Below are 24,865 nucleotides of genomic sequence, written 5' to 3' on the forward strand. Positions count from 1 at the left end.
TATCGATGCCTGTGCATAAATCCGGCCCCTCGATCATCCGGCTGCATGATACGGACAACGTCGTCGTCGCGACGCGCCGGCTTGCGGAGGGCGAGAATATCGGTGAGGCTGTAACGTTAAGTGTCATTCCGAGCGGTCATAAGATTGCGATGCGCCCGATCCGGGAGAGCGAAGCGGTTCTGAAATACGGACAGGTCATCGGGTATGCGAGCCGAGACATCGCCGCGGGCGAGCAGGTTCACCTGCAAAATCTAGCCATGCTCGACAGCGCCGTTTCCCACGAATTTGCAATCGACGGCGGCCCAACGCCGCTCCTGCCGGAAAGTGAGCGCCGTACGTTCAAAGGCTACCTTCGTTCCACCGGTCTTGTCGGCACACGCAACTATATCGGAATTATCACCTCGGTGAACTGTTCGGCGACGGTCGCCAAGGCGGTTGCCGACTATTTCAAGACGAACGGCTTCGGCAATTACGCCAATGTCGATGGCGTTGTAGCGCTGACGCACGGGACAGGCTGTGCCATCCCCACCAATACGGAAGGCTTCACCTATCTCAGGCGTACGCTGAACGGTTACGCTCGCAATCCGAATTTCGCGGCGATCCTGATGATCGGCCTCGGCTGCGAGACGAATCAAATTAGCCATCTCGTCAAGGCTTTCGAGTTGGAAGAAGGCCCGCGCCTACGCACGATGACTATCCAGGGGCTGGGTGGCACGCGTAAAACCATTGAGGAGGCTGTCGGAATCATTCAGGAACTCCTCCCCGAGATCGATGCGGCGAACCGGACCGAGCAGCCGCTTTCGGGGATCAAGCTTGCCTTGCAGTGCGGTGGATCCGATGGCTATTCGGGCATCACCGCCAACCCGGCGCTGGGCTACGCCGCCGATCTGCTCGTCAAGAACGGCGGGACGGCAGTGCTCAGCGAAACCCCCGAGATCTACGGCGCCGAACATCTCCTGACGCGCAGGGCAGCCACTCCCGAGATTGCCGTAAAGCTGATGGCGCGCATCGACTGGTGGCGAAACTACACGGAAAAAAACGGCGCCGAGCTCAACAACAACCCCTCGCATGGCAACAAGGAAGGTGGGCTGACTACCATCCTCGAAAAATCGCTTGGCGCCGTTGCCAAGGGCGGCTCGATGCCACTGATGGCGGTCTATGAATATGCCGAGCCGATCACCGAGCCCGGTTTTGTTTTCATGGATACGCCAGGCTACGACCCGGTCGCCGTGACGGGCCAGGTTGCCGGCGGCTGCAACTTGATCGTCTTCACGACCGGCCGCGGTTCCGTCTCCGGTTTCAAGCCGGCGCCCTGCATCAAGGTTGCCACCAACAACGAGATGTACGAGCATATGAGCGAGGATATGGATATCAACTGCGGTGGCATCATTGACGGTAGCGATAGCATCCAGGCTGCCGGCGAACGCATATTCGAGAAGATCATTGCCATAGCTTCCGGCGACCGGACGCTGAGCGAGGGCTACAACTATGGTGACCTGGAATTCGTGCCTTGGCAAATAGGGGCGGTGACCTGAGACTGGGAAAGGATCGAATGACGCATCGCACTCTTGCCTATGAAGTCATCGCCGATAAACTGCGAAAGGCCGTGCTTTCAAAAAGCCTTCCGGACGGAACGGTCCTTCTCGAAGGTCCGATCGGGGCACTCTTCGACTCCAGCCGCTCGCCGGTCAAGAAAGCCTTGGTTACTCTCGAAGCCGAAGGGCTTGTGCGCCGCTTTGATGGCCGCGGCGTGCTGGCTGGTGCAGAAGGCGGGCCTCTGCGCATAAGGATCACGTCCGAAATGCTGGGCCTGGACGACGAAGGATCGGCAAGTCCCAAGACCTTCGCGTGGCAAAACTTCTACTACGACTTCGAAAACACCGTTATCCTGCGCGCGGTGTTCGGCCGCTTCAGGATCAACGAACTGGCGCTTGCCCGCCACTACAATGTTGGACGCACGGTTGCCGGCGACATTCTCAACCACGCCGCCGAGAGCGGTATCGTGGAACGTGACGAAAAATCCCGTTGGTGGATCAACCCGCTCGACGAGGAGCGCTTCCGAAACATCTACGAGGTGCGCCTGCTCCTGGAACCTGCTGCGCTGAAGAGCGCTATGCAACGCATTCCAGCTGACACGCTGGAAACGATGCGTCAGCGACTGATCGAAGTTTCAGATAGGTTCCCGCAAATCGCAAGTGCCGAACTCGACTCACTCGAGGAAGATCTGCACATCACCACACTGCAGTACAGCGCCAATGGAGAGATCCTCGAAGCGTTGAAGCGGACGCGTTGCGTACTTGTCGCCGGCAAGCACATCCAACGCGCGGTCCGCGGCACGCGACCCATCGACGCATTCATGGACGAGCATCTGGCCATCATGAACGCGATCGCCGCCGGCAACTATCCGCTCGCCGAGCAGGCATTGACGTCACACCTTCAAGCATCGAGCACGAAAGCCAAGGAGCGTCTGCAGGCCTATCTCGCCACCTCGAAGGGGACGCCGATTTCCTATGTGCTCGATTGACGTAGAAGCTCGTTACGCCTTTCCCTTTACCTGCTGCTCGGAGATGATCTGTTCCTTGATCACCTCGCGTAGCGTCTGTGCAAGGTTCGGCGTGGCGCTGGAGCAGCAGACCACAATCGAGCTGCTTGGCGCCTCAAGCGACATATAGCCGTGCTTCATTGTACTATCGAGATAGATGCTATCGCCCTCGTCCAGGTCGGTCGGTTCGTAATACTCGCTGAACAGCCTGACCTTGCCTTTGAGGACGAGAATAAACTCCTCCCCGACATGAGCCGTCAGCGGCCCCATCTGCTCCGGCGTTAACGCACGCACCTCAATATGGATCGGGATGATGCGCTTGTGGGCGACGTCGGAGGAGAGGTAACTGTAGCGGTAATATTGCCGGTCGAGTTGCTGCCCTTCAAGCTTGCGGCTGATGCTGCGTCGCGCAACGACGAGTGGCGGCGTAGGCTCATTGGACGACGAGTTCAGGAGGTCGCCAATCTCGACGCCGAGCCCGTGCGAAAGCTTGAGGATTGTATCAAAATTCGGCGAGATGTGGCCGTTCTCCACTTTGGAAAGAGTGGAGGTCGCGATTCCGGTCATTGAGCTGACTTCCGCAAGCGTCCATCCGTGGTAGGAGCGCCGGTCCTTCAGTAGCTTGCCGAGGTTTTTAACTTTCTCGTTCATGTCGTGCCGTGTTTTCCAATCTGGCCGGTGGCTTTCGTCCAAGTCATGATTTCCGCTCTATACTCTTTCGCAGCGACATAGCCCCGAGGGTCGCGAACAGAAACGTCACACAAAGCACAACCGAAACGAGCGCGTTGATTTCGGGAGTGAAGCCGGTCCGCATCATCGCCCAAAGCCGCATGGGAAGCGTTGTTTCCCCACCGACGAGAAAAAACGTTACCAATGTTTCGTCGAACGAGAGCGCAAATGCAAGTAGGGAACTTGTAACGAGCGCCGAGCGCAGTTGCGGAAATACAACGTACACAAAGGTTTCCCAACCATTTGCTCCGAGATCGCGCGAGGCTTCGATCTGCGAATCTTCGAGCGCATCGAGTCTGATAGAAATCATCCGGTAGATCACGGCCAGAATCAATACGACATGACCGGCGGTGACCGTGATCAAGCTGCGGTCGATCCCAATCTGTCGGAACGCGATCAGGAGAGAAATGCCGGTGATGATCGCGGGCAGCACGAAGGGTAGGAAGATCACGAACTCGACATAGGACTGACCGCGGCGCGCGCCGGTTTTCATGTAGTAGGCGAGGCCAAGCGAAATCGCGCTTGCTATGACCACGGCACAGACACCGACCATCAGCGAGTTGGTGAGCGCCTCTATGAGCTGCGAATTGCTAGCGACCTTGCCGTACCACTGCAGGCTGTAGTCCGACCAGTCGAGCTTGCGGTCCTTGATGCCGATGAAGGAGAGCAGGATGACGATAACGGCGGGCGCGTAGAGCACCGCAAAGGTGATGCCACCGACGATCCAGAGCAGGGTGACGGTGATGCGTTCGAGCAAGGTCATTTGATCCTCGCGGTGCGCGAAATGAGAGAAGCAAGCGCAATCAACGCCACGACTGCGAAAAGCAGCATGACGGCAAGCGCTGCGCCGAACGGCCAGTTGAAGGCCATGCCGAACTGGCTCCAGACGGCGCGGCCGAAGGTGAAGCCCTCGCTGCCGCCAACCATCTGCGGCGTTAGGTAGTCGCCAAGCGCAATCACCATGACGAAGAGCGCGGCAGCGATCGAGCCCGGCAGGCTGAGTGGCAGGACCACAGTCAGGAATATCTGCCCGGGCTTTGCCCCGAGATCGGCCGCCGCCGCGATCAGCGACGACGGAATGCGTTCCAGCGCCAGGAAGATCGGGAGGATGCCAAATGGCAGGTAGATCACCGCCATCGTCAACATAACCGCCGTCTGGTTGAAAATGAAAAGCCTGCTCGGCATGTCGATAACGCCGAGCGTCAACAGGGTCGAGTTCAGGAAGCCGTTGAAGCCGAGGATACTGCGCATCGCATAGATCTTCACCACATAGTTCATCACCAGCGGAAGCGCGCTCAGCAGCAGAAGGAGATAGCGCGCTGAGCCCTCCAGCCGCCAGATCAGATAGGAGAGGATGTATCCAAAGACGAGCGATATCAGCGCCACGATGAAGGCGAGCTTCAGCGTGCCGTAGAAAACATAGAGGTAGCTGCCGCTGGTGAAGAAAGCGGCGTAGTTGGCGAAGGTCAAGTCGCCCGTCAGCCTGCCGTTGTCCTGCTCCAGGAAACTCGACGCAAGAAACGAAACAAGCGGAAGCAAGATCATGACGGTCGGCAGGCCGTACACCAGCAGACTGGCAATGGGCTTGCCAAGGCCCCGCGTTGGTTTGGAGGGAGCTTGCGCGATGTCGATAGCGGAAGGGGAGGTGGCGATGCTCATGACCTCATCCTCTCGGCAGGAAGCTGACATCGGCTTCCGACCAACGCAGCATGACGTCGTTGCCCGCTGCAAGGCTTCGGGTCGATAGCGTCGTCGGTACTCTTACCTTGACGCGATGTTCGCCCGATGCACCGACGGATAGAGAAAGCTGTGTGCTCGCGCCCAGAAAAGTAATGGACTCAAGCCGCGCGCTCGCGATGCGCTCGTCGGATCGAAGGTCGCTGCCATCACAAAGCCGGAGGCTTTCCGGCCGGATCGCCAGCAGCAATTCGCCGTGCTGGCCCGCAGTGGCGGCATGCCTGCCGAGCGGACTTTCGATACTTGGTGCCGGTGGCAGTCCGCTGGCGACCGCCGGCAGAATGTTGTTCTCGCCGAAGAACTTAGCGACGAATTCGCTCTTAGGATTGTAGTAGATCTCCTGCGGCGTGCCGACCTGAACGAGATTGCCATGGTCCATCACGGCGATCCGGTCCGACATGGAGATAGCTTCTTCCTGGTCGTGCGTAATGAAGACGAAGGTCGTACAGATGCGCCGCTGCAACTCTTTGAGGAATTCCTGCATTGAGCGCCTGAGTTCTGCGTCGAGCGCAGCCAGGGGCTCATCGAGCAGGATTACTTGCGGCTCACAGACGATTGCGCGCGCTAGCGCCACGCGTTGACGCTGACCGCCGGAAAGTTCGGCCGGATATCGGCCTGCCTTATCGCCGAGGTTGACCGTACCGAGAACCGCTTCGACCCGCCGCTTGATCTCGCCAGCCGGCGTCTTGCGGATACGCAGGCCGTAACCGACATTGCGTGCCACCGTCATATGCGGGAACAGCGCATAGTCCTGAAACACTGTGTTAAACGGCCGTTTGTGGATGGGCACCTGCGCTATGTCGGTACCGCGCAGGAGGATTTTGCCTGCGGTTGGGCGCGTGAAGCCGCCGATCATCCGAAGGATGGTCGTCTTGCCCGAGCCTGAAGGGCCAAGGATGGTGAGAAACTCACCATCCCGAATATCCAGATCGACGGGGCTCAGCACGCCAATGCTTTTGTAGGATTTGGTTACCCCGACGAGCTGGATGACGTTCTGTCTCCCGGCGGCCAGATCTGCAGTATCGGAAAGCAGTGCGCTCATGGTTGTACCGGTGTCGCCTTGATCTCGTTCCAGACCTCGATACGTTTTGCAAAGTCCTCGGGCGCCTGCAGGAAGATCAGCTTGTCGGCATAGGTGAGGCCTGCATCGATGTTGACGGCCTGGTTTGTCGTGTTGCCATAGCCGGTTTTCGTACTGATGTAGGTGCCAACCGCGGGATCCAGCATTGCATTGATCCATGCGTGGGCGAGATCGAGATCGCGCGCCTTGGCGCTGATCGCCCAGCAGTCGATCCAGCCGATCGCACCTTCCTTCGGGATGACGAGACCGACATTGGCACCCTGTTTCTTCAGCATCGGTGCCTGCGGCTCGCCCATCGACATCATCAGATCGATGCCGCCCTGCGCGAAGATGCTGACTCCGTCATCGAAGCCGGCATAATAGCTGGCGACATTCGCCTTCTGGGCAAGCAGTTTCTTCTTCACCTGGTCGAACTGCTCATCGGTAAGGTTGAACGGGTCGCGGATGCCGAGCGTCAGCGCCGCCGTCACGATGGCGTTATTGGCGTCGTCCATGACAATGACGCGGCCCTTGTACTTTTCGTCCCAGAGCACTTCCCAGCTGACCGGCGGCGTATTGAACGTGTCGGCATTATAGATGAGCGGGATGGAGCCCCAGGCGAAGGGCGCGGCATAGGTCTTGCCGTCGAAGACGATCGCCGAGACATTCTTGAAAGCGCCGGCAAGGTTCTTGGCATTCGGCAGCTTCGAACTGTCGAGCGGCTGGATCAGCTTTTCCTGAGTAAGGCGCTTGTAGGAGGATGTCTCTATCGCAATCACATCGAAATCGGCGCCTTCCGAAGCCGTCATCTTGGCGAAGATCTCGTCGACGCTGCCGGTATAGCTGACGCTGACGGAGGCGCCGGTCTGCGCCTCGAATGCCTTGACCCACTGATCGTCTGCATAGCCTTCCCAGGTGAGCATCCGCAGCTCCTTGCCGGCCGCACGTGCTGGCCGGACTAAAGCCGGAGCAGCGAGAGCCCCGACGGCCACCGCAGTGGACGCGGTCAGAAATTCACGTCTTTTCATTTGCGTTCCCCTTCGAACGAAGTTGTTTTGATTGAATAATCGACCGGTGTCTGATGCCATCCAGCTTTATGCTGTTTCCAGTAGGACGACTTGAGCCTGAGGCTGACCCCGCCCGGTCTGCCGTTGCCCATGATGTGGTCGCCGATCCTCGATACGGGCATCACGCCGCCCGCCGTCGTCGTGCAGAACATTTCGTCCGCCGATGCCAGATCATCGCTGGTCAGAGGTGCGATGCGGGCTGGAATGCCGAGCATTCCGCACAATTCCAGCACGGAACGGCGGGTAATGCCTTCGAGCACTCCGCGATCCGGCGTCAGCACTTCGCCGTCCTTGACGATGAAAACGTTGAAGCCCGGCCCCTCGGTCACGAACCCTTCCGCATCCAGGAGCACCGCCGTGTCCGCGCCGGCGTCATGGGCTTCGAAGAGACCGCGGGTCAGATCGCCCCAATGGTAGTTCTTGATGGTAGGATCGATCGATGCGGACGCGATGCGCGGCACGGAAGCAATATGCAGATGTGCTCCTCTCTCCTGCACATCGAGCGGGATCACGTCGATCCACGGGATCGCGTAGACGATCAGCTTGTTGTCGCAATCCTGCGGGCGACGGGATCCGAAAATCCGCGGCCTGCCACGTGTGCAGATCATCGCGACATAGGAGTCACGCAGGCCGGACAAAGCGACGCACCGCATGGCAATCTCGCCGATCTCGGCCATAGAAGAAGGCGGCGAAAGGCGCAGTCCCTTCAATGAGCGCTCGAACCGGTCGAGATGATCCTGCAGACGAAAGAAAGCGCCGTCGCGGACATGGACGACGTCATAGGTCACGTCGGAGCGGGTAAAGCCCCAGTCGAGAACAGAAATCGCAGCTTCACCGGCCGGGACGAATTTCCCGTCAGAAAATGCAGCACCTTTTGAGAAGTCGGCAGTCATGTTGAGGTCTTCTATGCTCGAAACCGATGTTCAGAAGCTGACAAAATCTTTGCGCATATGCAAGTTAATTTTCTCAAAAGAAATTTATTGACACAACGGAAAGAGAATGAAAATTAAAAGCAAGCTGGATTTCCTGCGCTTTTCGGATGGAATTTTCATGAAAGAAAAATTTGAGAAACGACGCCTTGGCACCACGAAGCTGGAGGCGACCACGCTCGGTCTCGGCACGACGGCAATCGGAGGCCTCTATTCCGCGACTAGCGAAAAGTCCGCTGAACAGACAATGGAAACGGCTTGGCAACTCGGCGTTCGCTTTTTCGACAGCGCGCCGCAATATGGAAATGGTATGGCCGAACAGCGCCTGGGCGCGTTTCTCAAAACCAAGTCACGCAACGACTATGTGCTCTGCACGAAGGTCGGCCGTCTGCTCCGCCTGCCCGAGAAACCGGAGGGCGAAGACGCTTATTACAAGGGCACGCCGCCGGAGCGCCCAGTTTTCGATTTCAGCTATGACGGCGTGATGATCTCTATCGAAGAGAGCTTGAAGCGCCTCGGCGCCGACCGCATTGACGTGCTTCATATTCACGATCCGGATAATCACTACGCCCAGGCTATCGACGGCGCCTACAAGGCGCTCGACAGATTGCGCAGCGAGGGCACGATCGGCGCGGTTGGCGCCGGCATGAATCAGAGCGAAATGCTTGCCGAATTCGCCCGCAACGGCAATTTTGACTGCTTCCTGCTTGCTGGCCGCTACACGCTGCTGGAACAGGGAGCACTTGCCGATTTCCTGCCGCTTTGTGTCGAGAAGAACATCTCCGTCGTTATCGGCGGCGTCTATAACAGCGGATTGCTGGCTGATCCAAAAGCGGGCGCGAAGTTCAACTATCAGGACGCGAACCAATCGCTGATTGACAGAGCGCTGCGGCTAGAGGCGGTCTGCTTGAGCCACGGTGTACCGCTGAAGGTGGCGGCGATCCAGTTTCCGCTCGCCCATCCGGCCGTTGCAAGCATCCTGACAGGCGCCCGCAGCCCCACGGAGATGGAGGAGAACGCAACCCATTTCCGTCAGCCGATACCAGCTGCGCTCTGGCAGGACTTGAAGGCTGAGTGCCTTATCGCCGCCGAAGCGCCGACAGCGTGAGCCGATGATGCCGAACCGAGTTATAGACGCTCACCAGCATTTCTGGAATCTCGCGACGGGAACCTATCCATGGATGGCAGGCGATGAGTTGAAGCCGCTGCGTCGCGACTACGGCCCCGCCGAGCTGATGCCGCTGATGGCCGCGTCGGGCGTCGATGCAACCATTCTCGTGCAATGCCGCCACGATCTCGAAGAGACGCGCGATTTCCTGTCGATAGCCGACAAGTACAGCTTTGTCGCAGGTGTCGTTGGCTGGGTTGATCTGCAGGCCGAGGATATCGCTGAACAGCTAACGGCATGCCGGTTGCTTCCGGGCGGACAGCGTCTCGTCGGTATCCGTCATAATGTCCATGACGAACCGGATGCGGACTGGCTTCGCCGCCCTGCCGTTCATCGAGGCATTGCCGCAGTCTTCGAGGCAGGGCTCGCCTTCGATCTCCTGGTGCGCACGCGTGAGCTGCCCGCTGCAATAGATCTCGTGGGTCATTTTCCGAACGGACGTTTCGTGCTCGACCACATGGCCAAGCCGCCTATCGCGTCAGGCTTTTCGACCTCCTGGCATGCCGCCTTTAAGGAGTTGTCCGAACACGGCAACGTCTGGTGCAAGGTTTCCGGCCTCGTGACAGAGGCCAACTGCCATCGCGCGGCGCCCGTAGATTTTGACCCCTATATAAAGATCGCCCTCGAATGCTTCGGCCCCGACCGAGTGATCTTCGGCTCCGACTGGCCGGTTTCCACGCTGGCCGCCTCCTATGCCGAGGTCAAGGCCATTGCCTCCCGGCTGTCATCGACGGGGCCTGGCGTCGCCGATCGCTTCTTCGAGCGCAACGCAATCGACGCTTATCAACTTTCAATGGACGGAACGAAATGACCATCGATTTCAGAAACGGCACATGGCTGAACGCTCCTGCAAGCGCAGAGGCCCTTGACACTAGCCTGACCATGACAACAGACCAGAAGACTGATTTCTGGCGCGAGACCTATTACGGTTTCACTCGCGACAGCGGCCATTTCCTGGGCTTCCCTTCGGCGGACGGTTTCACGGCAAAGATCCGCATCCAGGGCGAGTTCCGGACGCTTTACGACCAGGCTGGCCTGATGGTCCGGATCGACGAAAAGCGCTGGGTCAAGACCGGCGTCGAATTCACCGATGGCGAGCTGTTCCTTAGCACGGTCATTACCGACGGCAAGTCGGACTGGTCGGTGTCGCAGCCCTTCAAAGAGCTTGAGGACTTCTACATTCGTATCACGCTTGCCAAGGGCGCGATGCGCGTCCAGGCATCGCGCGATGGCAGCTTCTGGCCGCTGCTTCGTCTCGCTCCCTTCCCCATCGCGGATACCTACCAAGTCGGCCCAACCGCCTGCACGCCAGAGCGTAGCGGCCTAAACATCCGCTTTTCGGAATTTGAGATCGGCCCGGCCATCACCAAAGACCTTCACGACCTGACCTGAGGATTGACCATGCTCATTGGTATCGACCCCATCCTGAATGCAGATATACTCCACGCGCTTCGCGCGATGGGTCACGGCGACGAGATAGTGATTGCTGACGGAAGCTTTCCCGCCCAGACCCTTGCCAAGCGCCTAATTTGCATGGAGGCCGCCGACCTTCCTCGCATGCTCAAAGCCGTGCTTTCTGTCATGCCGGTCGACGAATCCGAACCTGATCCAGTTGTCGGAATGGAGGTGATCGGCGAGCCCGATGCTATCGTCCCGGCCCATGAGGCAATCCAGAATGCGCTCGACACGCTTCCGGACGCGGCCATCAAGCTTACACGCGTTGAGCGCTTTGCATTCTATGAGCGGGCGAAAGAAGCCTTCGCCATTATTGCCACCGGTGAGACGCTGTTTTACGGCAACGTAATCATCCGAAAAGGGACTGTGAATCTAGCAGGTAACTGATCATTGATGATCAGCAGCACTAAGCTTTTCCAGCAGGTAATTTATTTGATGATCAAAAAACTCACAGGCCTCCAACCAGGAGTATTAAGCATAACTCGGATTGTAATGGGACTTATAGTCTTCTCATTCGGGACCGCAAAAATATTTCATTTTCATGCTGGCGAGTTCATGCCTGCTTTCGGTTCACCGGAATGGGTTGCGGGCCTAATCGAACTTACCGTTGGGCTTTGCTTCCTGATCGGGGTCTTCACCCGACTATCCGCCTTCATTCTTTCCGGCCTCATGGCGGCCGCATACTTCACCGCGCACCTTCCTGTCAGTTTTTTTCCCACGGAAAACGGCGGTTACACCGCCGCCAGTTGGAGCTTTGTTTTTCTTTACTTTGCTACTTCGGGCGGCGGCCCAGCAAGTCTCGACGCTATGCTGTCAAAACGCGCAAACGGCTAACTGAGCCAAGCCAATTGGGCGTCAGCCGGACACCTGTGCGCAAAGCATTGATCCGTCTTGCCAGGACTTATCGACATCTTGCCGCAACGTGGGAGTTTTGTGGCGCCAATCAATATCGGCGATATCGAGGAAGCCCAGTTCGTCCGGGAGCGATTGGAGGTTGCGATAGTCAAGCGCTCGGGAGAAGATCCGGTTCCTTGTTCTCGATCCCACAGACGATCCCACAGTATTGGGCCAGAAGGGTCTTCAGATGAGCTTGATCGGGAAGGCTGAGATAACGACCCGATCCTTGAAATCTATGCTCCTGCGTTTGCTGTTTCGGCTTCTCAATGATTATGTCAGTTGACAACTCAACTAGCTTAAGCTTTATTGGCGATGAGTTGCGAACACAACTCGTGCGACCTGAGGAGTGCTCGCATAGACATGGATTTGGGAGGATCACATGCAAATCTTCACGCGTGCAGCCTTGGCGGCTGCTATTGCCGCGGTTTGTTCCAGCGTTAGTTCGGTCGACACAGTCGGGGTTGGCGCCATTGCGTAATTCTCAGGCCACCTCGCCATGTAAGGCAACCATTACGGGGAAGCCGTCGAGACCTATCTCGCTAGGCATGGAAAGCAGGCTGGCGAGCACAAGACCGAATCACCTACAAGGACGTCGGCGGCCCCAATCTTGGCCTTGAGAACCAGCAACTGCTGATCCGGGAAGAGACCGACCATCTGGGTTAGGCCAGGTACGCCAAATACGCGACATTTTTCCGTCACTCGCGGCGGAGGAAAATATCCCCTCAGTCCTACACGGAATCACGTCGCTCGTTGAAGCCTTTCCGAAACTGAAAGATCGCCGAAAGATTGGGGCACGCAGCTTTCAAGGAGCGAGCAGCAGATGCTGGCATTGCGCGGACGCTGATGATGGCACCGGAAGTCGTGCTTCTCGACGAGTCACTCGAGGCGCTTGGGATCATCCGCGATCGATCGATGCAAGTTTCCAAGCGCTGGCGGCGGATGGAAGACGAACCGTGGTGTCGAGCAACACGCCGCGGCGGCGTTGTGATCGCAAGCCTCGCCATCGTCATCACAGCGACGGGGAGCCGACGCGCTCAAAAGACGATCGAAACTACTGGGACGCCACATCGGCGTCGCTTACGCCTGACCTGCGGAGGAGGTAAACTCATGAACATGATTGAAGGCCATATGACGTTCGAGCCATCCTCTGGCATCCCGGTATGGGACGTGGATCCATACGCTGAAGATGTGCTCCTCGATCCCGCAGCCTACTTTGCGGAGTTGCGTGCGCGGGGACCGCTCGTTTACATCTCGAAGTGGTCGGTCCTCGCAACGGGGCGTTACGAGGAGACGCGCGAGATCTTCTCCGATCACACACGTTTTGTCTCGTCCCGCGGCGTCGGTCTTAACGACTTCAAGTGTGGCAAGCCCTGGCGACCACCATCGATCATATTGGAAGTCGATCCGCCGGATCATACGAAGACGCGCAAAGTCATGGCGCGTGCGTTGTCGCCAAAGGCAATCGCCGGATTGAAGGATGAGTTTCGTCAGAATGCCGAGATGATCATCGACGGTTTGATCGAGCGCGATAGCTTCGAGGCTGTCGCCGATTTGGCCGAAGCCTTCCCCGTCGCGGTATTCCCGAAAGCTGTCGGCATGCTGGACAGTGATCGGCGTAAGCTCGTCGATTACGGGGCCATGGTATTCAACGCGCTGGGTCCCGATAACAAGTTCAGGCGCAACGCGATGGCAATGGCTCCGGACATCGTGCCGTGGATTTCGGCCGCCTGCGCTCGCGACCGCCTGACCAAGAATGGACTGGGCGCATTGATCTACAGCGCAGCGGACGATGGCGAGGTGACGGAAGACGAAGCAGCCATGCTTGTTCGCTCATTCCTCTCCGCCGGCGTGGATACCACCGTCACGGGGATCGGCAACGCCTTGTGGTGTCTGGCATCCAATCTTGACGAATACGAAAAGCTGAAAGCAGATCACTCTCTGGCGCGTGCATGCTTCGAAGAGGTTCTTCGCTTTACGTCGCCCGTCCATACGTTTGCTCGCACGGCCAATCAGGATACCGAGGTCGCGGGTCACTTTGTTGGCGAGGGAACCAAGATCCTGTGTGTCTTAGCGTCCGCAAATCTGGACCCACAGAAATGGGGCGATCCGGAAGTCTTCCGGATCGATCGAAAGCCCGTAGGTCACATGGCTTTCGGAGCAGGCATTCATGGCTGCGTTGGCCAGAACTTGGCGCGTCTTGAACTGGAAACTGTTCTCACTGTTCTCGTCGAGAAGGTCGCACGCGTGGAGTTCGCCGGCGAGGCCGTATGGCGCCCCAACAATGCCATCCACGCGCTCGACCGCATGCCGCTTCGTTTCATTGCTAGATAGGGCTGCCATGACTAAGATTTTGTTTATCTCCCACGACGGCAGGGAAACTGCCGTGGACGCCGCCGACGGAGACAATGTCATGCGGGCGGCACTTGCCAATGACGTAGATGGCATCGTCGCCGAATGCGGCGGATCAATGATGTGCGCCACCTGCCATTGCTATGTTGATGAAGCATGGTTGGAGGCAGTCGGCGATCGTGCCGATGGTGAAGAGGATATGTTGGAGAGCGCTGCCTGCGAAGTGAAGCAGACAAGCCGCCTTTCCTGTCAGATCCGCCTACGGCCGGAGCTTGATGGTCTCATCATTCACCTGCCGGAGAGCCAGACATGAGCCATGGGGTCGTCATCATCGGAACCGGCCAGGGCGGCTTCCAATTGGCTTCCAGCTTGCGGCAGGAAGGATATAGATTGCCGATCACCATGATCGGCGATGAGGAAGCCCTCCCCTACCAGCGACCACCTCTTTCCAAGTCATATCTGAAGGACGGGCGTGCCGAGCTCGTACAACTACGACCGGCGAGCTTCTTTGAGCGAAGCGAGATCGAGCTGATAGCGCCAGAGCGGGTGATCGGCATCAACAGATCGTCCCAAACAGTTGAGACTTCGACAGGCAGGACTGTGCCTTATCAAGATTTGATCCTTGCCACCGGTGCGCGCAACTTTGTACCTCCCATACCGGCGTTGGACGCCGGTAATGTCTACAGTCTCAAAACGACAGGGGACGCGGACCGGCTCCGCGATGCTCTCACCGTACCACGGAAGGTGATCGTCATCGGTGGGGGCTTCATCGGCCTCGAATTTGCTGCGGTCGCTGTCGCTGCCGGTCACCACGTCACAGTGGTTGAAGCGGCATCAAGGCTTATGGCGCGAGCGGTTTCGGAAGCAATGTCTGAGACATTTCGCAGATATCATGAGCAAATCGGCACCGAACTCATCTTGGGTGCCTCCGTGGTCGAAGTCGAAACAGGTCACAATGGTCTGGCATGCGGCGTCCGGCTTTCCGACAGTCGCAGTATCAAAGGCGACATGATCCTGCTTGCCGCAGGCGTCCGTCCCAACACTGAGCTCGCCGAAACTGCAGGTCTTCAGGTTAACAACGGGATCGTGGTCGACAGAGCACTGATGACGGCGGACGCATCAATTTCGGCTTTGGGCGATTGTGCAGCCTTTCCCTGCCCCACTTCAGGGACCCTCATAAGGCTTGAATCGGTACAGGCAGCAACCGATCACGCCCGTACCATCGCCATGCGGATTACCGGCAAGAGCATGGCGTACAACGCCTTGCCTTGGTTCTGGAGCGACCAAGGAAGCCTGAAGCTCCAGATTGCAGGTCTCGGTCAGTCGGCGGACGATGACGTCTCGGTGGAACGGCCAGGTGGGCGACAGCTTGTTTTTCGGTTCAAGATGGGCAAATTAGTGTGCCTTGAGACAATCAATGCCGCGGGCGAACATATGGCCGCAAGACAGCTTCTTCGACATCCGAATGGTGTGTCGCTGGACGCGCTCGCAGCTCGGGACTTCGACATTGTCGGCCTAGCAAAGGCGCTGAAAGAAACTGCCTGATGGATCGAAATGAGATGCGCGAGAAGCTTCAAGGTGCCGAACCCGATGCGATTTGCCCTGAGGCCCGGATCTCCCACCCGACAACGCTACGAGACGGGGTCGAGATTCTCGACATCACCAACTACATCCCGTTCTTTCTCTCGAGCATCAACAATGCGCTCTCGCGTGGTGCGTCGGCTATATATCGTGAACGATTTGGCATTGGCATTACGGAGTGGCGGACGATCGCGATGCTTGCCGTAGAACCCGAAATCACGGCCGCAAGGATCTGTGAGGTCGTGAATCTGGACAAAGCTGCAGCCAGTCGTGCTTTGGCGACGCTCGATGAAATGGGCTTGCTCGGTTCGGTCACGTCGGAAAAGGACCCTCGTAAGCGGATCTGGTGGCTTAACGATAAAGGCTACGAACTCCACGCAACGGTCATCCGCATTGCCCTGGCGCGAGAAGACGCGCTGATAAAAGGCGTTGACCCGCAAGACCTCGAAGCAGCTATTCGCGCAATGCGGATCATGATGAGGAACGTGAGAACGATTTAGAAGCGAGTGAGACACCTGCTTTTGGTCTTAAGCAGATGCGGACGGGTGGCGTCGCCTTAACCGGCTGGTTGGAGCTGACTTGATATTGGGGTTTTCATGACCGAAGCCCCGCATACCCACTTCAGACGCCACCGGTTTCCTGCTGAGATCATTGCCCATGCGGTATGGCTCTATTATCGGTTCCCGCTGAGCCTTCGCGACGTCGAAGATCTGTTGGCTGAGCGCGGCATCTCCGTCACGTTTCAGACCGTCGCGGAATGGGCGGCGAAATTCGGCTTGAAGTTCGCTCATCAGCTCCGGCGCCGCACACGAGGCCACTTTGCCGACAAGTGGCAACTCGATGAGATGGTGGTGACGATCAAGGGAGAGAGGTACTGGCTGTGGCGCGCCGTCGATGCAAACGGTTACGTCCTCGATGCCCTGCTTCAAAGCCGAAGGAACAAGGCAGCAGCGCTACGTCTGATGCGCAAGCTGCTCAAGAGCCAAAGTACCACCCCGCGGGTGCTGGTGACTGACAAGCTGCGTTCCTATTCGGCGGCAAAGGCCGAGTTGATGCCGGGCGTAGAGCATCGCTCGCACAAGTGATTGAACAACCGTGCCGAAAATTCTCATTTGCCGCTACGGCGCCGAGAGCGGCGAATGATGCGCTTTAAGTCAGCGCGGCAATGTCAACGTTTCATCTCGGTCCATGGCCATGTCGCCAACCTCTTTCAGCTTCACCGGAAACATCTCTCTGCCGCAGACCACCGCCAGCTCCGCGCCACCGCCATCACCACTTGGCGTGAAATCGCATTGTCGACTGTCCTATGAAATGCGCCTGACAAGCACTCAAGACGTCGGCGATCGGTTAAGGCGACGCCACCGCCTCAAATCCAACTAGGAGTGGAGGTTTGTGATCAGTTAGTCGGTGGCAAGCTACCAGTGTAGCCACCGATGCCCGGAAAAAAATCCAATGGTTGCAACCAGCATTATAGCAAGTGGATACCAGGCAGCGACGAACAAAGGACTGTCGTCGAAGCAATTCGAAGCATAGAGGGTGGCAGCAATGCCCGCCGATGCCAAACCGGCAACGGCGCCGGCAATACCGGGGCTTTCGGGAGCGCCATTTCGCATCGCAAGAAAAAGGGGAACGGCCGGAAAAAGCGACAGGGCAGGAATAATCGTTATACAATGCAGCGCATTGTGGCCGATCAATTTTTCAGTCCAATCTGAAGCGGGGGTCACGTAGAGCTCAACCGCCACCGCGCCGAGAAGTAGTGCAGGCGCAACCAACAGAAACCAGCGCCGGCCACCTGGATTACTTCCTGGCCGTATCGTCGCTCCAATGAGCGAAACCGCGGCTCCGAATAGAGACAGGGTCACGAAAAACTTAAAAATAAATCTGACGGTCTCGACGGCGTGTCCAATGTCATGTCTAAACCCCAACGTCGAGAAAAATGCGATCGCTGCGAGAAAGGCGCCGCCGGTGGTTGCGATGAACAACGCCCTGGAGATGTTAACGGGACGACGGGTATCTTCCGATATCAGATTTATCAGGTCTTCCGTCTTCACACCAACACACTCCTAACTTCAAATGTTAGACCAGCCAGTTGCTTATATGGCGTCGCCGGTCCGGTCGATCAATCACTCGGCTGCGCCATTTAGCCGCCAGACTTAGAGAATTTCAATTAGGACATCGTGTAACGTCGAAACGATCTGGTCTATCTGGCCTGTCTCGATAATAAGTGGCGGCGAAAGCGCGATGATATCCCCAGTCACGCGCGTGAGCACGCCCTTGTCGAAGGCCCTGACGAACACCTCATACGCTCGTGTGCCGATCGCGTCAGCTCGTGACTGTAATTCGATGCCGGCGATGAGCCCGACGGTCCTGATATCGATGACATGGGGAAGGTCGCGCAGGCCGTGAATGGCTTCGCGCCATTCTGTGGCGAGATGTCCAGCACGCCGCAGCAAACCCTCTTCCTGGTAGATATCGAGCGTTGCGAGGCCCGCAGCGCACGCGACCGGATGGCCGGAATAGGTGTATCCGTGGAACAATTCGATGACATGGTCAGGACCTGTCATCAGCGCATCGTGGATCTTGCGGCTTGCAAAGACGGCTCCCATCGGCACGGCACCATTGGTCAGGCCCTTCGCGGTGCTGACGAGATCGGGTTCGACACCGAAATATTCGGTGGCAAACGGCGTACCAAGCCGACCGAAGCCGGTGATCACCTCATCAAAGATCAGCAGAATGCCGTGTTTGCGCGCGATGGACTGCAGTCGCTCGAGGTACCCGCGCGGCGGCACCAATACACCGGTCGATCCAGCGACGGGCTCGACGATCACTGCGGCGATGGTCTCTGCTCCATGCAGCGCGACAAGGCCCTCGAGATCATCTGCCAGTTCAACACCGTGCTCCGGTTGTCCCTTTGAAAACGCGTTTCGATCAAGATCGTGCGTGTGACGCAGATGATCTGCGCCTGGCAGCAACGGATAGACCCGCCGGTTGTTGAGTATCCCACCGACCGACAGGCCGCCGAATCCGACACCATGATAACCACGCTCCCGACCGATAAGACGCGTGCGGGTTCCCTGCCCTATTGCGCGCTGATAGGCGATCGCAATTTTCAACGCCGTTTCGACCGATTCGGATCCGGAACTCGTAAAGAACACCCGATCCAGACCCGCCGGAGCAATGTCTCCCAAACGCCTCGCAAACTCGAATGCGATCGGGTGCCCCATCTGAAACGACGGAGCGAAATCGAGATGGCTCAACTGACGGTGGACCGCATCTGCTATGCGCTCCCTTCCATGGCCGGCATTGACGCACCAGAGTCCGGCCGTACCGTCCAGTATTTTGCGGCCGTCGGTATCCTCGAAATACATGCCCTTAGCGGAGGCGAGCATTCGCGGCGCGGCCTTGAACTGTCTGTTGGCCGTAAACGGCATCCAGAAATTGTCGAGGCTCGGCTCGTTCGAGCCACGCGATGTTACTGTCATGATGTCTCCCAATTGGCATGCCGCTGTCTCGATGAAGCCCGCCTCAGGCGTGCCTCAGCTTTCCGCTCGAAGTATCTGCATTCCTCAGTCACCGGAAAACGCATCAGCAACTCGTCGAACTGGGGAGCGCTCTCCTCCGAAAAATCAGGCCAAGTCAGAAAATCAAACGACTCGACAAAATCGCGGCCTGCATTGAGCGGTCGTGCCATGGCTGGCCATTGGTCTTCGTCGCTCGCAATGCACGAGGTGGAGGTCACCATTTCAGCATCTTTTGCCCGAACAGCGCACCTACGGCGCAAACCACGGCGATCGCCATTGGATACCAGAACATGACGAAAAGCGGGCTGTCGTCATTGCAGTTGGCCGCATAGAACGTTGCCGCGATGCCGGCCGAAACCAGCCCGGCGACCGCTCCGGCAACCCCCGGTCGCTCTGGCGCGCCATGCCTCATCGCATAAAGAAAACACGCCAATGGGAACGCCGACAGTGATGGAATAATCGTCAGACACAGCCTGGCATTGTGCCCAATCATTCGCGCTTCCCACGTTGAGCTAGGCATGACGAGGAGTTCAAGGGCAACCGCACTTGCGACCAAGGCAACAGGTAGGCACAGCCACCAGGCCCACGGGCCAAGAGATGTCCCAGGTCTGCCAATCTGGAGCAGCAACGAGCCAGCGGTAATTGCCAACGCGAGGGTGATCACGAACTTGAACAGAAAACGCACGCTTTCGACCGCCGTGTCGATATCGACGCGAAATCCGATAAATCCAAAGAACGCAGCGCCGGCGATAATGGTCGCTGCTATCGCCGCATGAAAAAGCGCCTGACTAAGGTTGATACGAACAGGGGCATCGTGGGCAAGAAGCGCAATGAGGTCGTTGGTCTTCATATTGCCCGCTCCGAATACAATGCAGCCAACGCCTTCAACGCGCGATGCAAAGACACCCGAACCGCCACCTCTGTCATATTGAGGCGATTGGCCGTTTCCCGGACGCTCGTTCCTTCGATCGAGATCGCATGGACGATCGTTCTTTGCGGATCCCTCAGTTTGGCCAGTATTTGCTCCACATCCATCCGATCGGAGGCGCTCAGCCGTTCATCGCTCGCCAGCGTCGCCTCGACATCTTCTAACGGGATGCTGATCTGCCGGCCGCGTCGCCTAAGGCTGTCGATAAGTTTGTTGCGCACCAGCACTGAAATCCACGGTCCCAGCGGCCGGGCCGGGTCCCAGGTTCCTCGTTTGAGATGAATTGCCAACAGTACTTCCTGGACCACGTCCTCGACCTCGCTTGTGGGCGCGCCGAATTGGTCACAGCGTCTTCGAGCCATAACCCGCACATGCGGAGTGATCGCAGTCAGCAGCTTGTGATAGGCCCGGCTGTCACCCGCAATTGCGGACTGCATCCACGAAGCCCATTCCTGTTCACGCGCCGGGTTTATCATCCGACACATCCTTTTTCGCCGAGTTGCGCGTAATTGTTACATGCGCCGCGTGGTTTTTTTTGTGGCTTGCACGTGGAGAGACGAAGCCCACGGTCGTCGAGAGATTGTTCAGGCAAATGACTGGTCCAACTGCTGTTTTGATTCTGGTTCGAGCATCGCAAAAACCGGCCTGATCAGCCCCTCAAGCAGGTTTTTTTCAGGGCGCGTTCGGGCAAGCACCCGGATGCCCAAAAGTGTTCCGAGCAGGGTACCGGCCATATCGGTTGCGGACTGGCGTCGGTCAATTGAACCGTCGTTCTGGCCGGCCTCAATGCAGCGTCGGAAAAACGCCTCGACCTGGGAAAGCACCCCGCTGACCACTCGTTGGAATTCCTCGTCATGCGGAGCCACTTCAAGGGCAGAGTTGACCAGCATGCAGCCTTTTCGTTTCGTATCGCTGAGTGACCGGTCGATAATTTCGTGGAAGAAGGCCTGTATCGCATCGCGGGGCAGCCTTTTCTCGAAACGTCCGACCCGATCCCCGAAACTCTGCTCGACGTAGAAATCCAAGGCTCGTCGATAGACAGCTCGCTTGTCTCCGAACGCGTTGTAGATGCTCGCAGTCGTCAGACCCATCGCCTGAGCGAGATCGCGAATTGAGGTTGCTTCATATCCTCGCTCCCAGAATTGCTCTACCGCTAGCTGCAGCACCTTGTTTTCGTCGAATTCTCTTGGCCGGGCCATATGCCTGTCTCGCGGAAAGTTGATCGGTCTTCCAAGCATAGCCGGGAAACTTGGCTGGATACTTTTTATAACAAATGATTTAAAACGCAATCGCGCGCCGTTCACGTTGGTGTACATTTTCGATCACGCTGTTTTCCGCACAGGGAGGGGAACGATCAGATGGATCTTGAGCAGGAACTTGCCGACTACAACGCAAGGTTCGAGGCAAGCGCCGCTCCAGGCGCGGCGGCATTTCTCAATGCCAAGGTCAAGGAACTGACCGCCAGTTTTCCCTTTGACCGGGTACCCAAGCCTGGCGACCTGGCTCCGGAATTTACGCTGCCGGGCGCCGGAGGCGAGGCCATATCACTGCTGGAGACACTTTCAGGCGGTCCGGTCGTTCTTACTTTCTATCGAGGCGCCTGGTGCCCCTACTGCAATATCCAGCTGGCAGCTTACGAACGTGCTCTGCCGGAGATCGCAGAAGCAGGTGGATGTCTCCTCGCCATTTCGCCCCAGAGACCAGACGGCTCCTTGTCAATAACTGAAAAAAACAACCTCACCTTCGATGTGCTCAGCGATATCGGCAACGTCGTCGCGCGGAAGTTTGGTCTGGTTTGCCGAATGCCCGAGGATCTGAAGGGCGCTCATGCCTCCCTTGGGATCGATTTGGCTGCAATCAACGGCGACAACAGCTGGGAACTCCCGATCCCCGCAACTTTTGTCATCGGTCGCAATGGCCGCGTCGTCCTGTCCCATGCGGAAGCAGACTATCGCAAGCGCTTGTCTTCCGAGGCCATAGTTGACGCTTTGAGGGAAAAAGCGCCTGCCTGAGGCGTCCGATGCGAGTTTCAACGAGAACGAGGTAAACAAATGGAGCTTAACGGAAAACGCGTTCTGATCACAGGTGGATCGAGTGGCATCGGACTCGCTATCGCACGCGTCATGATTTCCAAAGGTGCTCGTGTCGTCATCTCCGGCCGAAATGGGAAACGCCTGACGCAAGCGGCAAAGGAGCTTGAGGCAAACGGATCTCCCGTTGCGGTGGTACAGGCGGACGTTGCGACAGCCGAAGGCCGTGCCCGGTCACTTGAGAAGGCCATCCGCGTGCTTGGTGGGCTCGACGTCCTAGTCAACAACGCTGGCGGAGTTCGAGCCGGCCGCCTCGAAAAAACGACCGAGGAGGAGATAAGGGCAATGGTTGAGGTAGACCTCGTTGCCCCGATCTTGCTCGCGCAGGCGGCGCTTCCTCATCTGCGTGATTCCGGCGACGGGCTGATCGTCAACGTTGCCTCGGGCATCGCGCTGATCGGGGCGCCTTTCTACGCGACATATGCAGGCGTCAAGGCAGGGCTTGCCCGCTTCAGCGAAGCTCTGCGCCGCGAGTTGAAGGGAGAAGGCGTCCACGTTCTGACGCTCTACCCCGGCGCGACGGATACGCCAATGATGCAATCATCCAAGGCCGGTCCTGAGCTTGGCTTCACTCGGGAGCCAGCAGAAGCGGTCGCTGACGCTTTAATTGGCGGAATCGAGGAAGGTGCGCTCGAAGTGATCCGCGGCGGAGAGACCCGCGCTAAAATGATCGCGACCAACCGTGACGATCCTGCAGCGATCGACGAACGTTTCCTGACCATGAAACCTGCGCTCGAAGAAGCCGTGAGCGGCCATTCGGCACTTTGATAGAGGAAATGAACATGACCAAGCTCGCACTATTCGTTCAACTGAAGGCAAAGGCTGGAAAAGAGGAAGAGGTTGCGGCTTTCCTGAAGGGAGCGGCTGCCTTGTTGGAGCAAGAGCCGCTGACCGTCGCCTGGTTTGCCGTCCGGTTCGATCAATTGACCTTCGGCATCTTCGATGCTTTCGACAGCGTCGAAGGTCGCCAGGCGCACCTTGGTGGGTCGATCGCCGCTGCTCTGATGGCAAAATATGAGGAACTGTTCGACGGACCGCTCGAAATCAAGCAGCCCGACGTTCTGGCGGATCGTGTCCTCCGCTAATTTTGCCAGCTTCCGAGCCGGCACTCGTTCGCCGGCTCGGAGCGTTATTCATGCTCTTGACGACATCGTCAGCGTGGAAAGGCGTTATCCAGAAACGCCATTACGTGTTTCCAATTTTCGTCAGCGCCTGCAGGATCCTCGTCACGACGAAGGGTAGATGATCCGTGAACACCGTGAGTGGGAATGTACTGGACAGCCTGTTGATGTTGCACGGCATCTGCCAGCGCGAGACCAGCCGATACTTCGCCGCTGTCAGGCGACGAGGTTATAAAAACGGGAATAGACAGCTTTGCAGCAGCGTTTTTGATTGAGTGGCCGGTGATATATTCGGCCGGCGAAAACGCGAGCAGAGCTTTGACCTCTGGATGTGATGCCGCAACAATGAAGACCAACGCTGACGAGTAACTTGATCCCCAAATAGCAATGGGTCCGGCGTGCTTGGCCTCCGCGTAGGCGATCGAGGCATCAAGATCGGGAATGGCGTCGGCGTAGTCATAATTGGCTTTCGCGTGCGCCACGGTCTCGTTTATGCCATTCCACAGGTTGCCGCCTGAGCGGAGATCTACTGCTAGCGTTGCAAAGCCCGCCTTGTTGAGGAGGGGCGAAAGAGGCGCGTACTCACTTTTGTTCGAGCCAGCCATATGAAAGAGCAGGATCGTGCCCCGGGCCTGCCCATCCGCTTTACGGAAGTCGCCGTATATCCGTACTCCATCCTTGGTACTGAAAGAGACTGGTTCGGCAAGTGCCGGTTGCGAAAACGCCGACAGAACACCGACTGCGGCGGCTACTACAGTGGATCGCAGCTGAAACATGTTATTTTCCCCGTGATATGGTGATGATGTCTCCGTTACGCAGAGTGGTCGTCGATCGTTACAGCGTTGTCTGCGCCATCACTAAGATGTGAGGACGTAACAATGGTCGTCTGTGCGGCGAATACCTGGTTGATCGTCCAGATTTCCTGGCGCGAGGACATAGCCTGGGAGCTTCACCATGAAATATCGTGGCATCATCAAAACGACACTCTTGTCTTCGCTGACCGTTGCTGCGGCACTGCCCGCAGTTGCAGCAGAGCGGACGCCAACCGTTGTAGAACTATTCACAAGTCAGGGCTGCTCGTCATGCCCACCCGCTAACGTCAACCTTATCAAGCTTAGCAATCGGTCCGACGTTTTGGCCCTGAGCTTCTCAGTAACCTACTGGGATTATCTCGGATGGAAGGACACTTACGGAAAGCCGGAGTTCACTCAACGTCAAGTCACTTACGAACCTTCCCTGCACCAGGCGGGACCCTACACACCGCAAATGGTCGTGAACGGGTCGGCGACGGCCGTGGGAAACAGCCTACCGGAGATCCAGCAGCTCATCTCTGAAACGCCTCCTCTCAATGGGCCTGCGCTCGCCTTAAGCCGGGATCGCATCGAGGTTGGGGCAGGCCCTGAAACTGGCGGCGCTGACGTCTGGCTGGTCCGTTACGACCCACAGATCGAGGCAGTGCCCGTTGCGCGGGGCGAGAACACGGGAAGCACTTTGCAACATGCTCACGTTGTTCGTCGTCTTGAGAGATTGGGTCATTGGAGCGGAGAGATGACTTCTTTTACACTCCCAGGTCAGCAACCGGGCTTGAAGACCGCGGTGCTTGTCCAGCGACCCAACGGCGGCGCGATCCTGTCGGCCATCACTGACTGATTACTCCCTCAGGTGCGAGCGCAGAGTGAATTTGAAGAGCG

Annotated in this window: 28 protein-coding genes and 1 pseudogene; 16 read left to right on the forward strand and 13 right to left on the reverse strand. The window is 57.7% G+C overall.

What is annotated here, in order from left to right; translation table 11 throughout:
- Positions 1-11: 11 nt before the first annotated feature.
- A complete protein-coding gene (locus GA0061101_RS26130) occupies positions 12-1,535 on the forward strand; it encodes a UxaA family hydrolase (protein WP_167669601.1) in 1,524 nt (507 codons plus the stop codon).
- A 17-nt stretch (positions 1,536-1,552) separates the two neighbouring features.
- Positions 1,553-2,524, forward strand: coding sequence for a GntR family transcriptional regulator (locus tag GA0061101_RS26135; protein WP_047558341.1), 972 nt, complete (start codon positions 1,553-1,555; stop codon positions 2,522-2,524).
- Positions 2,525-2,536: 12 nt separating this feature from the next.
- Here GA0061101_RS26135 and GA0061101_RS26140 read toward each other — a convergent pair whose 3' ends face one another.
- From GA0061101_RS26140 to GA0061101_RS26165, 6 genes are read right to left on the reverse strand one after another with little or no spacing between them, the layout of a single operon-like run.
- The gene (locus tag GA0061101_RS26140) at positions 2,537-3,235 is read right to left on the reverse strand and encodes a helix-turn-helix domain-containing protein (RefSeq protein WP_131512112.1); all 699 of its coding nucleotides are present in this window, start codon (positions 3,233-3,235) and stop codon (positions 2,537-2,539) included.
- Position 3,236: 1 nt separating this feature from the next.
- Positions 3,237-4,034: an ABC transporter permease gene (locus GA0061101_RS26145; RefSeq protein ID WP_047558335.1), complete on the reverse strand. Its 798-nt coding sequence runs from the start codon at positions 4,032-4,034 to the stop codon at positions 3,237-3,239.
- Positions 4,031-4,930 (reverse strand): ABC transporter permease, encoded by a 900-nt coding sequence (locus tag GA0061101_RS26150; protein WP_092575691.1) that lies wholly within the window; start codon positions 4,928-4,930, stop codon positions 4,031-4,033. Before GA0061101_RS26150 ends, GA0061101_RS26145 begins: the two co-directional genes overlap by 4 nt.
- 4 nt (positions 4,931-4,934) lie before the next feature.
- Complete coding sequence (locus tag GA0061101_RS26155) at positions 4,935-6,050, reverse strand: ABC transporter ATP-binding protein (protein ID WP_052212396.1); 1,116 nt, start codon at positions 6,048-6,050, stop codon at positions 4,935-4,937.
- Complete coding sequence (locus GA0061101_RS26160) at positions 6,047-7,096, reverse strand: ABC transporter substrate-binding protein (RefSeq protein WP_052212394.1); 1,050 nt, start codon at positions 7,094-7,096, stop codon at positions 6,047-6,049. Before GA0061101_RS26160 ends, GA0061101_RS26155 begins: the two co-directional genes overlap by 4 nt.
- On the reverse strand, positions 7,093-8,028 hold the full coding sequence (locus GA0061101_RS26165; protein ID WP_047558332.1) for a branched-chain amino acid--2-keto-4-methylthiobutyrate aminotransferase: 936 nt from the start codon (positions 8,026-8,028) through the stop codon (positions 7,093-7,095). The genes GA0061101_RS26160 and GA0061101_RS26165 overlap by 4 nt, the downstream gene beginning before the upstream one ends.
- Positions 8,029-8,185: 157 nt before the next feature.
- Between GA0061101_RS26165 and GA0061101_RS26170 the strand changes: the two genes are divergently transcribed.
- The 10 genes and pseudogenes from GA0061101_RS26170 to GA0061101_RS26215 all read left to right on the forward strand — a co-directional run bounded on the left by GA0061101_RS26170 (position 8,186) and on the right by GA0061101_RS26215 (position 16,824).
- Complete coding sequence (locus GA0061101_RS26170) at positions 8,186-9,172, forward strand: aldo/keto reductase (protein ID WP_092575721.1); 987 nt, start codon at positions 8,186-8,188, stop codon at positions 9,170-9,172.
- 7 nt (positions 9,173-9,179) lie between these two features.
- The gene (locus tag GA0061101_RS26175; protein WP_092575724.1) at positions 9,180-10,043 is read left to right on the forward strand and encodes an amidohydrolase family protein; all 864 of its coding nucleotides are present in this window, start codon (positions 9,180-9,182) and stop codon (positions 10,041-10,043) included.
- Positions 10,040-10,624, forward strand: a complete 585-nt coding sequence (locus tag GA0061101_RS26180) for a DUF1349 domain-containing protein (protein ID WP_047558329.1) — start codon at positions 10,040-10,042, stop codon at positions 10,622-10,624. Before GA0061101_RS26175 ends, GA0061101_RS26180 begins: the two co-directional genes overlap by 4 nt.
- 9 nt (positions 10,625-10,633) lie before the next feature.
- Positions 10,634-11,074: an RbsD/FucU family protein gene (locus tag GA0061101_RS26185; protein WP_047558326.1), complete on the forward strand. Its 441-nt coding sequence runs from the start codon at positions 10,634-10,636 to the stop codon at positions 11,072-11,074.
- A gap of 6 nt (positions 11,075-11,080) precedes the next feature.
- A complete protein-coding gene (locus tag GA0061101_RS26190) occupies positions 11,081-11,521 on the forward strand; it encodes a DoxX family protein (protein ID WP_245297576.1) in 441 nt (146 codons plus the stop codon).
- Positions 11,522-12,691: 1,170 nt separating this feature from the next.
- The gene (locus GA0061101_RS26195) at positions 12,692-13,915 is read left to right on the forward strand and encodes a cytochrome P450 (RefSeq protein WP_167669597.1); all 1,224 of its coding nucleotides are present in this window, start codon (positions 12,692-12,694) and stop codon (positions 13,913-13,915) included.
- Between the two features lie 7 nt (positions 13,916-13,922).
- Positions 13,923-14,246 (forward strand): 2Fe-2S iron-sulfur cluster-binding protein, encoded by a 324-nt coding sequence (locus GA0061101_RS26200; protein ID WP_092575693.1) that lies wholly within the window; start codon positions 13,923-13,925, stop codon positions 14,244-14,246.
- Entirely contained in the window at positions 14,243-15,478 is a 1,236-nt protein-coding gene (locus tag GA0061101_RS26205; RefSeq protein WP_092575696.1) for an NAD(P)/FAD-dependent oxidoreductase, read from the forward strand. The genes GA0061101_RS26200 and GA0061101_RS26205 overlap by 4 nt, the downstream gene beginning before the upstream one ends.
- Positions 15,478-16,014 carry a MarR family winged helix-turn-helix transcriptional regulator gene (locus tag GA0061101_RS26210; RefSeq protein WP_245297577.1) on the forward strand — a complete coding sequence of 179 codons (537 nt, stop codon included), beginning with the start codon at positions 15,478-15,480 and terminating at the stop codon, positions 16,012-16,014. Before GA0061101_RS26205 ends, GA0061101_RS26210 begins: the two co-directional genes overlap by 1 nt.
- Before the next feature lie 96 nt (positions 16,015-16,110).
- A pseudogene (locus tag GA0061101_RS26215) lies at positions 16,111-16,824 on the forward strand (IS6 family transposase).
- Positions 16,825-16,929: 105 nt separating this feature from the next.
- Here the strand turns inward: GA0061101_RS26215 and GA0061101_RS26220 are convergent.
- The 6 genes from GA0061101_RS26220 to GA0061101_RS26245 form a co-directional block, all read right to left on the reverse strand.
- Positions 16,930-17,565 carry an NrsF family protein gene (locus GA0061101_RS26220; RefSeq protein ID WP_092575698.1) on the reverse strand — a complete coding sequence of 212 codons (636 nt, stop codon included), beginning with the start codon at positions 17,563-17,565 and terminating at the stop codon, positions 16,930-16,932.
- Between the two features lie 102 nt (positions 17,566-17,667).
- Positions 17,668-18,996 carry an omega-aminotransferase AptA gene (gene aptA / locus GA0061101_RS26225; protein ID WP_047558314.1) on the reverse strand — a complete coding sequence of 443 codons (1,329 nt, stop codon included), beginning with the start codon at positions 18,994-18,996 and terminating at the stop codon, positions 17,668-17,670.
- Positions 18,993-19,256 carry a hypothetical protein gene (locus tag GA0061101_RS26230; RefSeq protein WP_092575700.1) on the reverse strand — a complete coding sequence of 88 codons (264 nt, stop codon included), beginning with the start codon at positions 19,254-19,256 and terminating at the stop codon, positions 18,993-18,995. Before GA0061101_RS26230 ends, aptA begins: the two co-directional genes overlap by 4 nt.
- On the reverse strand, positions 19,250-19,885 hold the full coding sequence (locus GA0061101_RS26235; protein ID WP_092575703.1) for an NrsF family protein: 636 nt from the start codon (positions 19,883-19,885) through the stop codon (positions 19,250-19,252). The genes GA0061101_RS26230 and GA0061101_RS26235 overlap by 7 nt, the downstream gene beginning before the upstream one ends.
- Positions 19,882-20,439: a sigma-70 family RNA polymerase sigma factor gene (locus GA0061101_RS26240; RefSeq protein ID WP_047558310.1), complete on the reverse strand. Its 558-nt coding sequence runs from the start codon at positions 20,437-20,439 to the stop codon at positions 19,882-19,884. The genes GA0061101_RS26235 and GA0061101_RS26240 overlap by 4 nt, the downstream gene beginning before the upstream one ends.
- Positions 20,440-20,547: 108 nt before the next feature.
- Positions 20,548-21,279: a TetR/AcrR family transcriptional regulator gene (locus GA0061101_RS26245; RefSeq protein ID WP_425350025.1), complete on the reverse strand. Its 732-nt coding sequence runs from the start codon at positions 21,277-21,279 to the stop codon at positions 20,548-20,550.
- 42 nt (positions 21,280-21,321) lie between these two features.
- On the opposite strand from GA0061101_RS26245, the gene GA0061101_RS26250 reads away from it, so the two are divergent.
- Genes GA0061101_RS26250 through GA0061101_RS26260 form a run of 3 tightly spaced genes read left to right on the forward strand, consistent with a single transcriptional unit; the run spans position 21,322 to position 23,138 of the window.
- Complete coding sequence (locus tag GA0061101_RS26250; RefSeq protein WP_092575706.1) at positions 21,322-21,975, forward strand: peroxiredoxin-like family protein; 654 nt, start codon at positions 21,322-21,324, stop codon at positions 21,973-21,975.
- Positions 21,976-22,014: 39 nt separating this feature from the next.
- Entirely contained in the window at positions 22,015-22,821 is an 807-nt protein-coding gene (locus GA0061101_RS26255) for an SDR family NAD(P)-dependent oxidoreductase (RefSeq protein WP_047558303.1), read from the forward strand.
- A gap of 14 nt (positions 22,822-22,835) precedes the next feature.
- The gene (locus tag GA0061101_RS26260) at positions 22,836-23,138 is read left to right on the forward strand and encodes a putative quinol monooxygenase (protein ID WP_047558513.1); all 303 of its coding nucleotides are present in this window, start codon (positions 22,836-22,838) and stop codon (positions 23,136-23,138) included.
- 68 nt (positions 23,139-23,206) lie between these two features.
- Here the strand turns inward: GA0061101_RS26260 and GA0061101_RS26265 are convergent, their stop codons facing one another.
- Entirely contained in the window at positions 23,207-23,950 is a 744-nt protein-coding gene (locus GA0061101_RS26265; RefSeq protein ID WP_052212386.1) for an alpha/beta hydrolase, read from the reverse strand.
- A gap of 178 nt (positions 23,951-24,128) precedes the next feature.
- Between GA0061101_RS26265 and GA0061101_RS26270 the strand changes: the two genes are divergently transcribed.
- A complete protein-coding gene (locus tag GA0061101_RS26270) occupies positions 24,129-24,824 on the forward strand; it encodes a DUF1223 domain-containing protein (protein WP_047558301.1) in 696 nt (231 codons plus the stop codon).
- The last annotated feature ends 41 nt before the right edge of the window (positions 24,825-24,865 follow it).

It is taken from the genome of Martinezella lusitana (assembly GCF_900094565.1).
GTDB lineage: Bacteria > Pseudomonadota > Alphaproteobacteria > Rhizobiales > Rhizobiaceae > Rhizobium > Rhizobium lusitanum.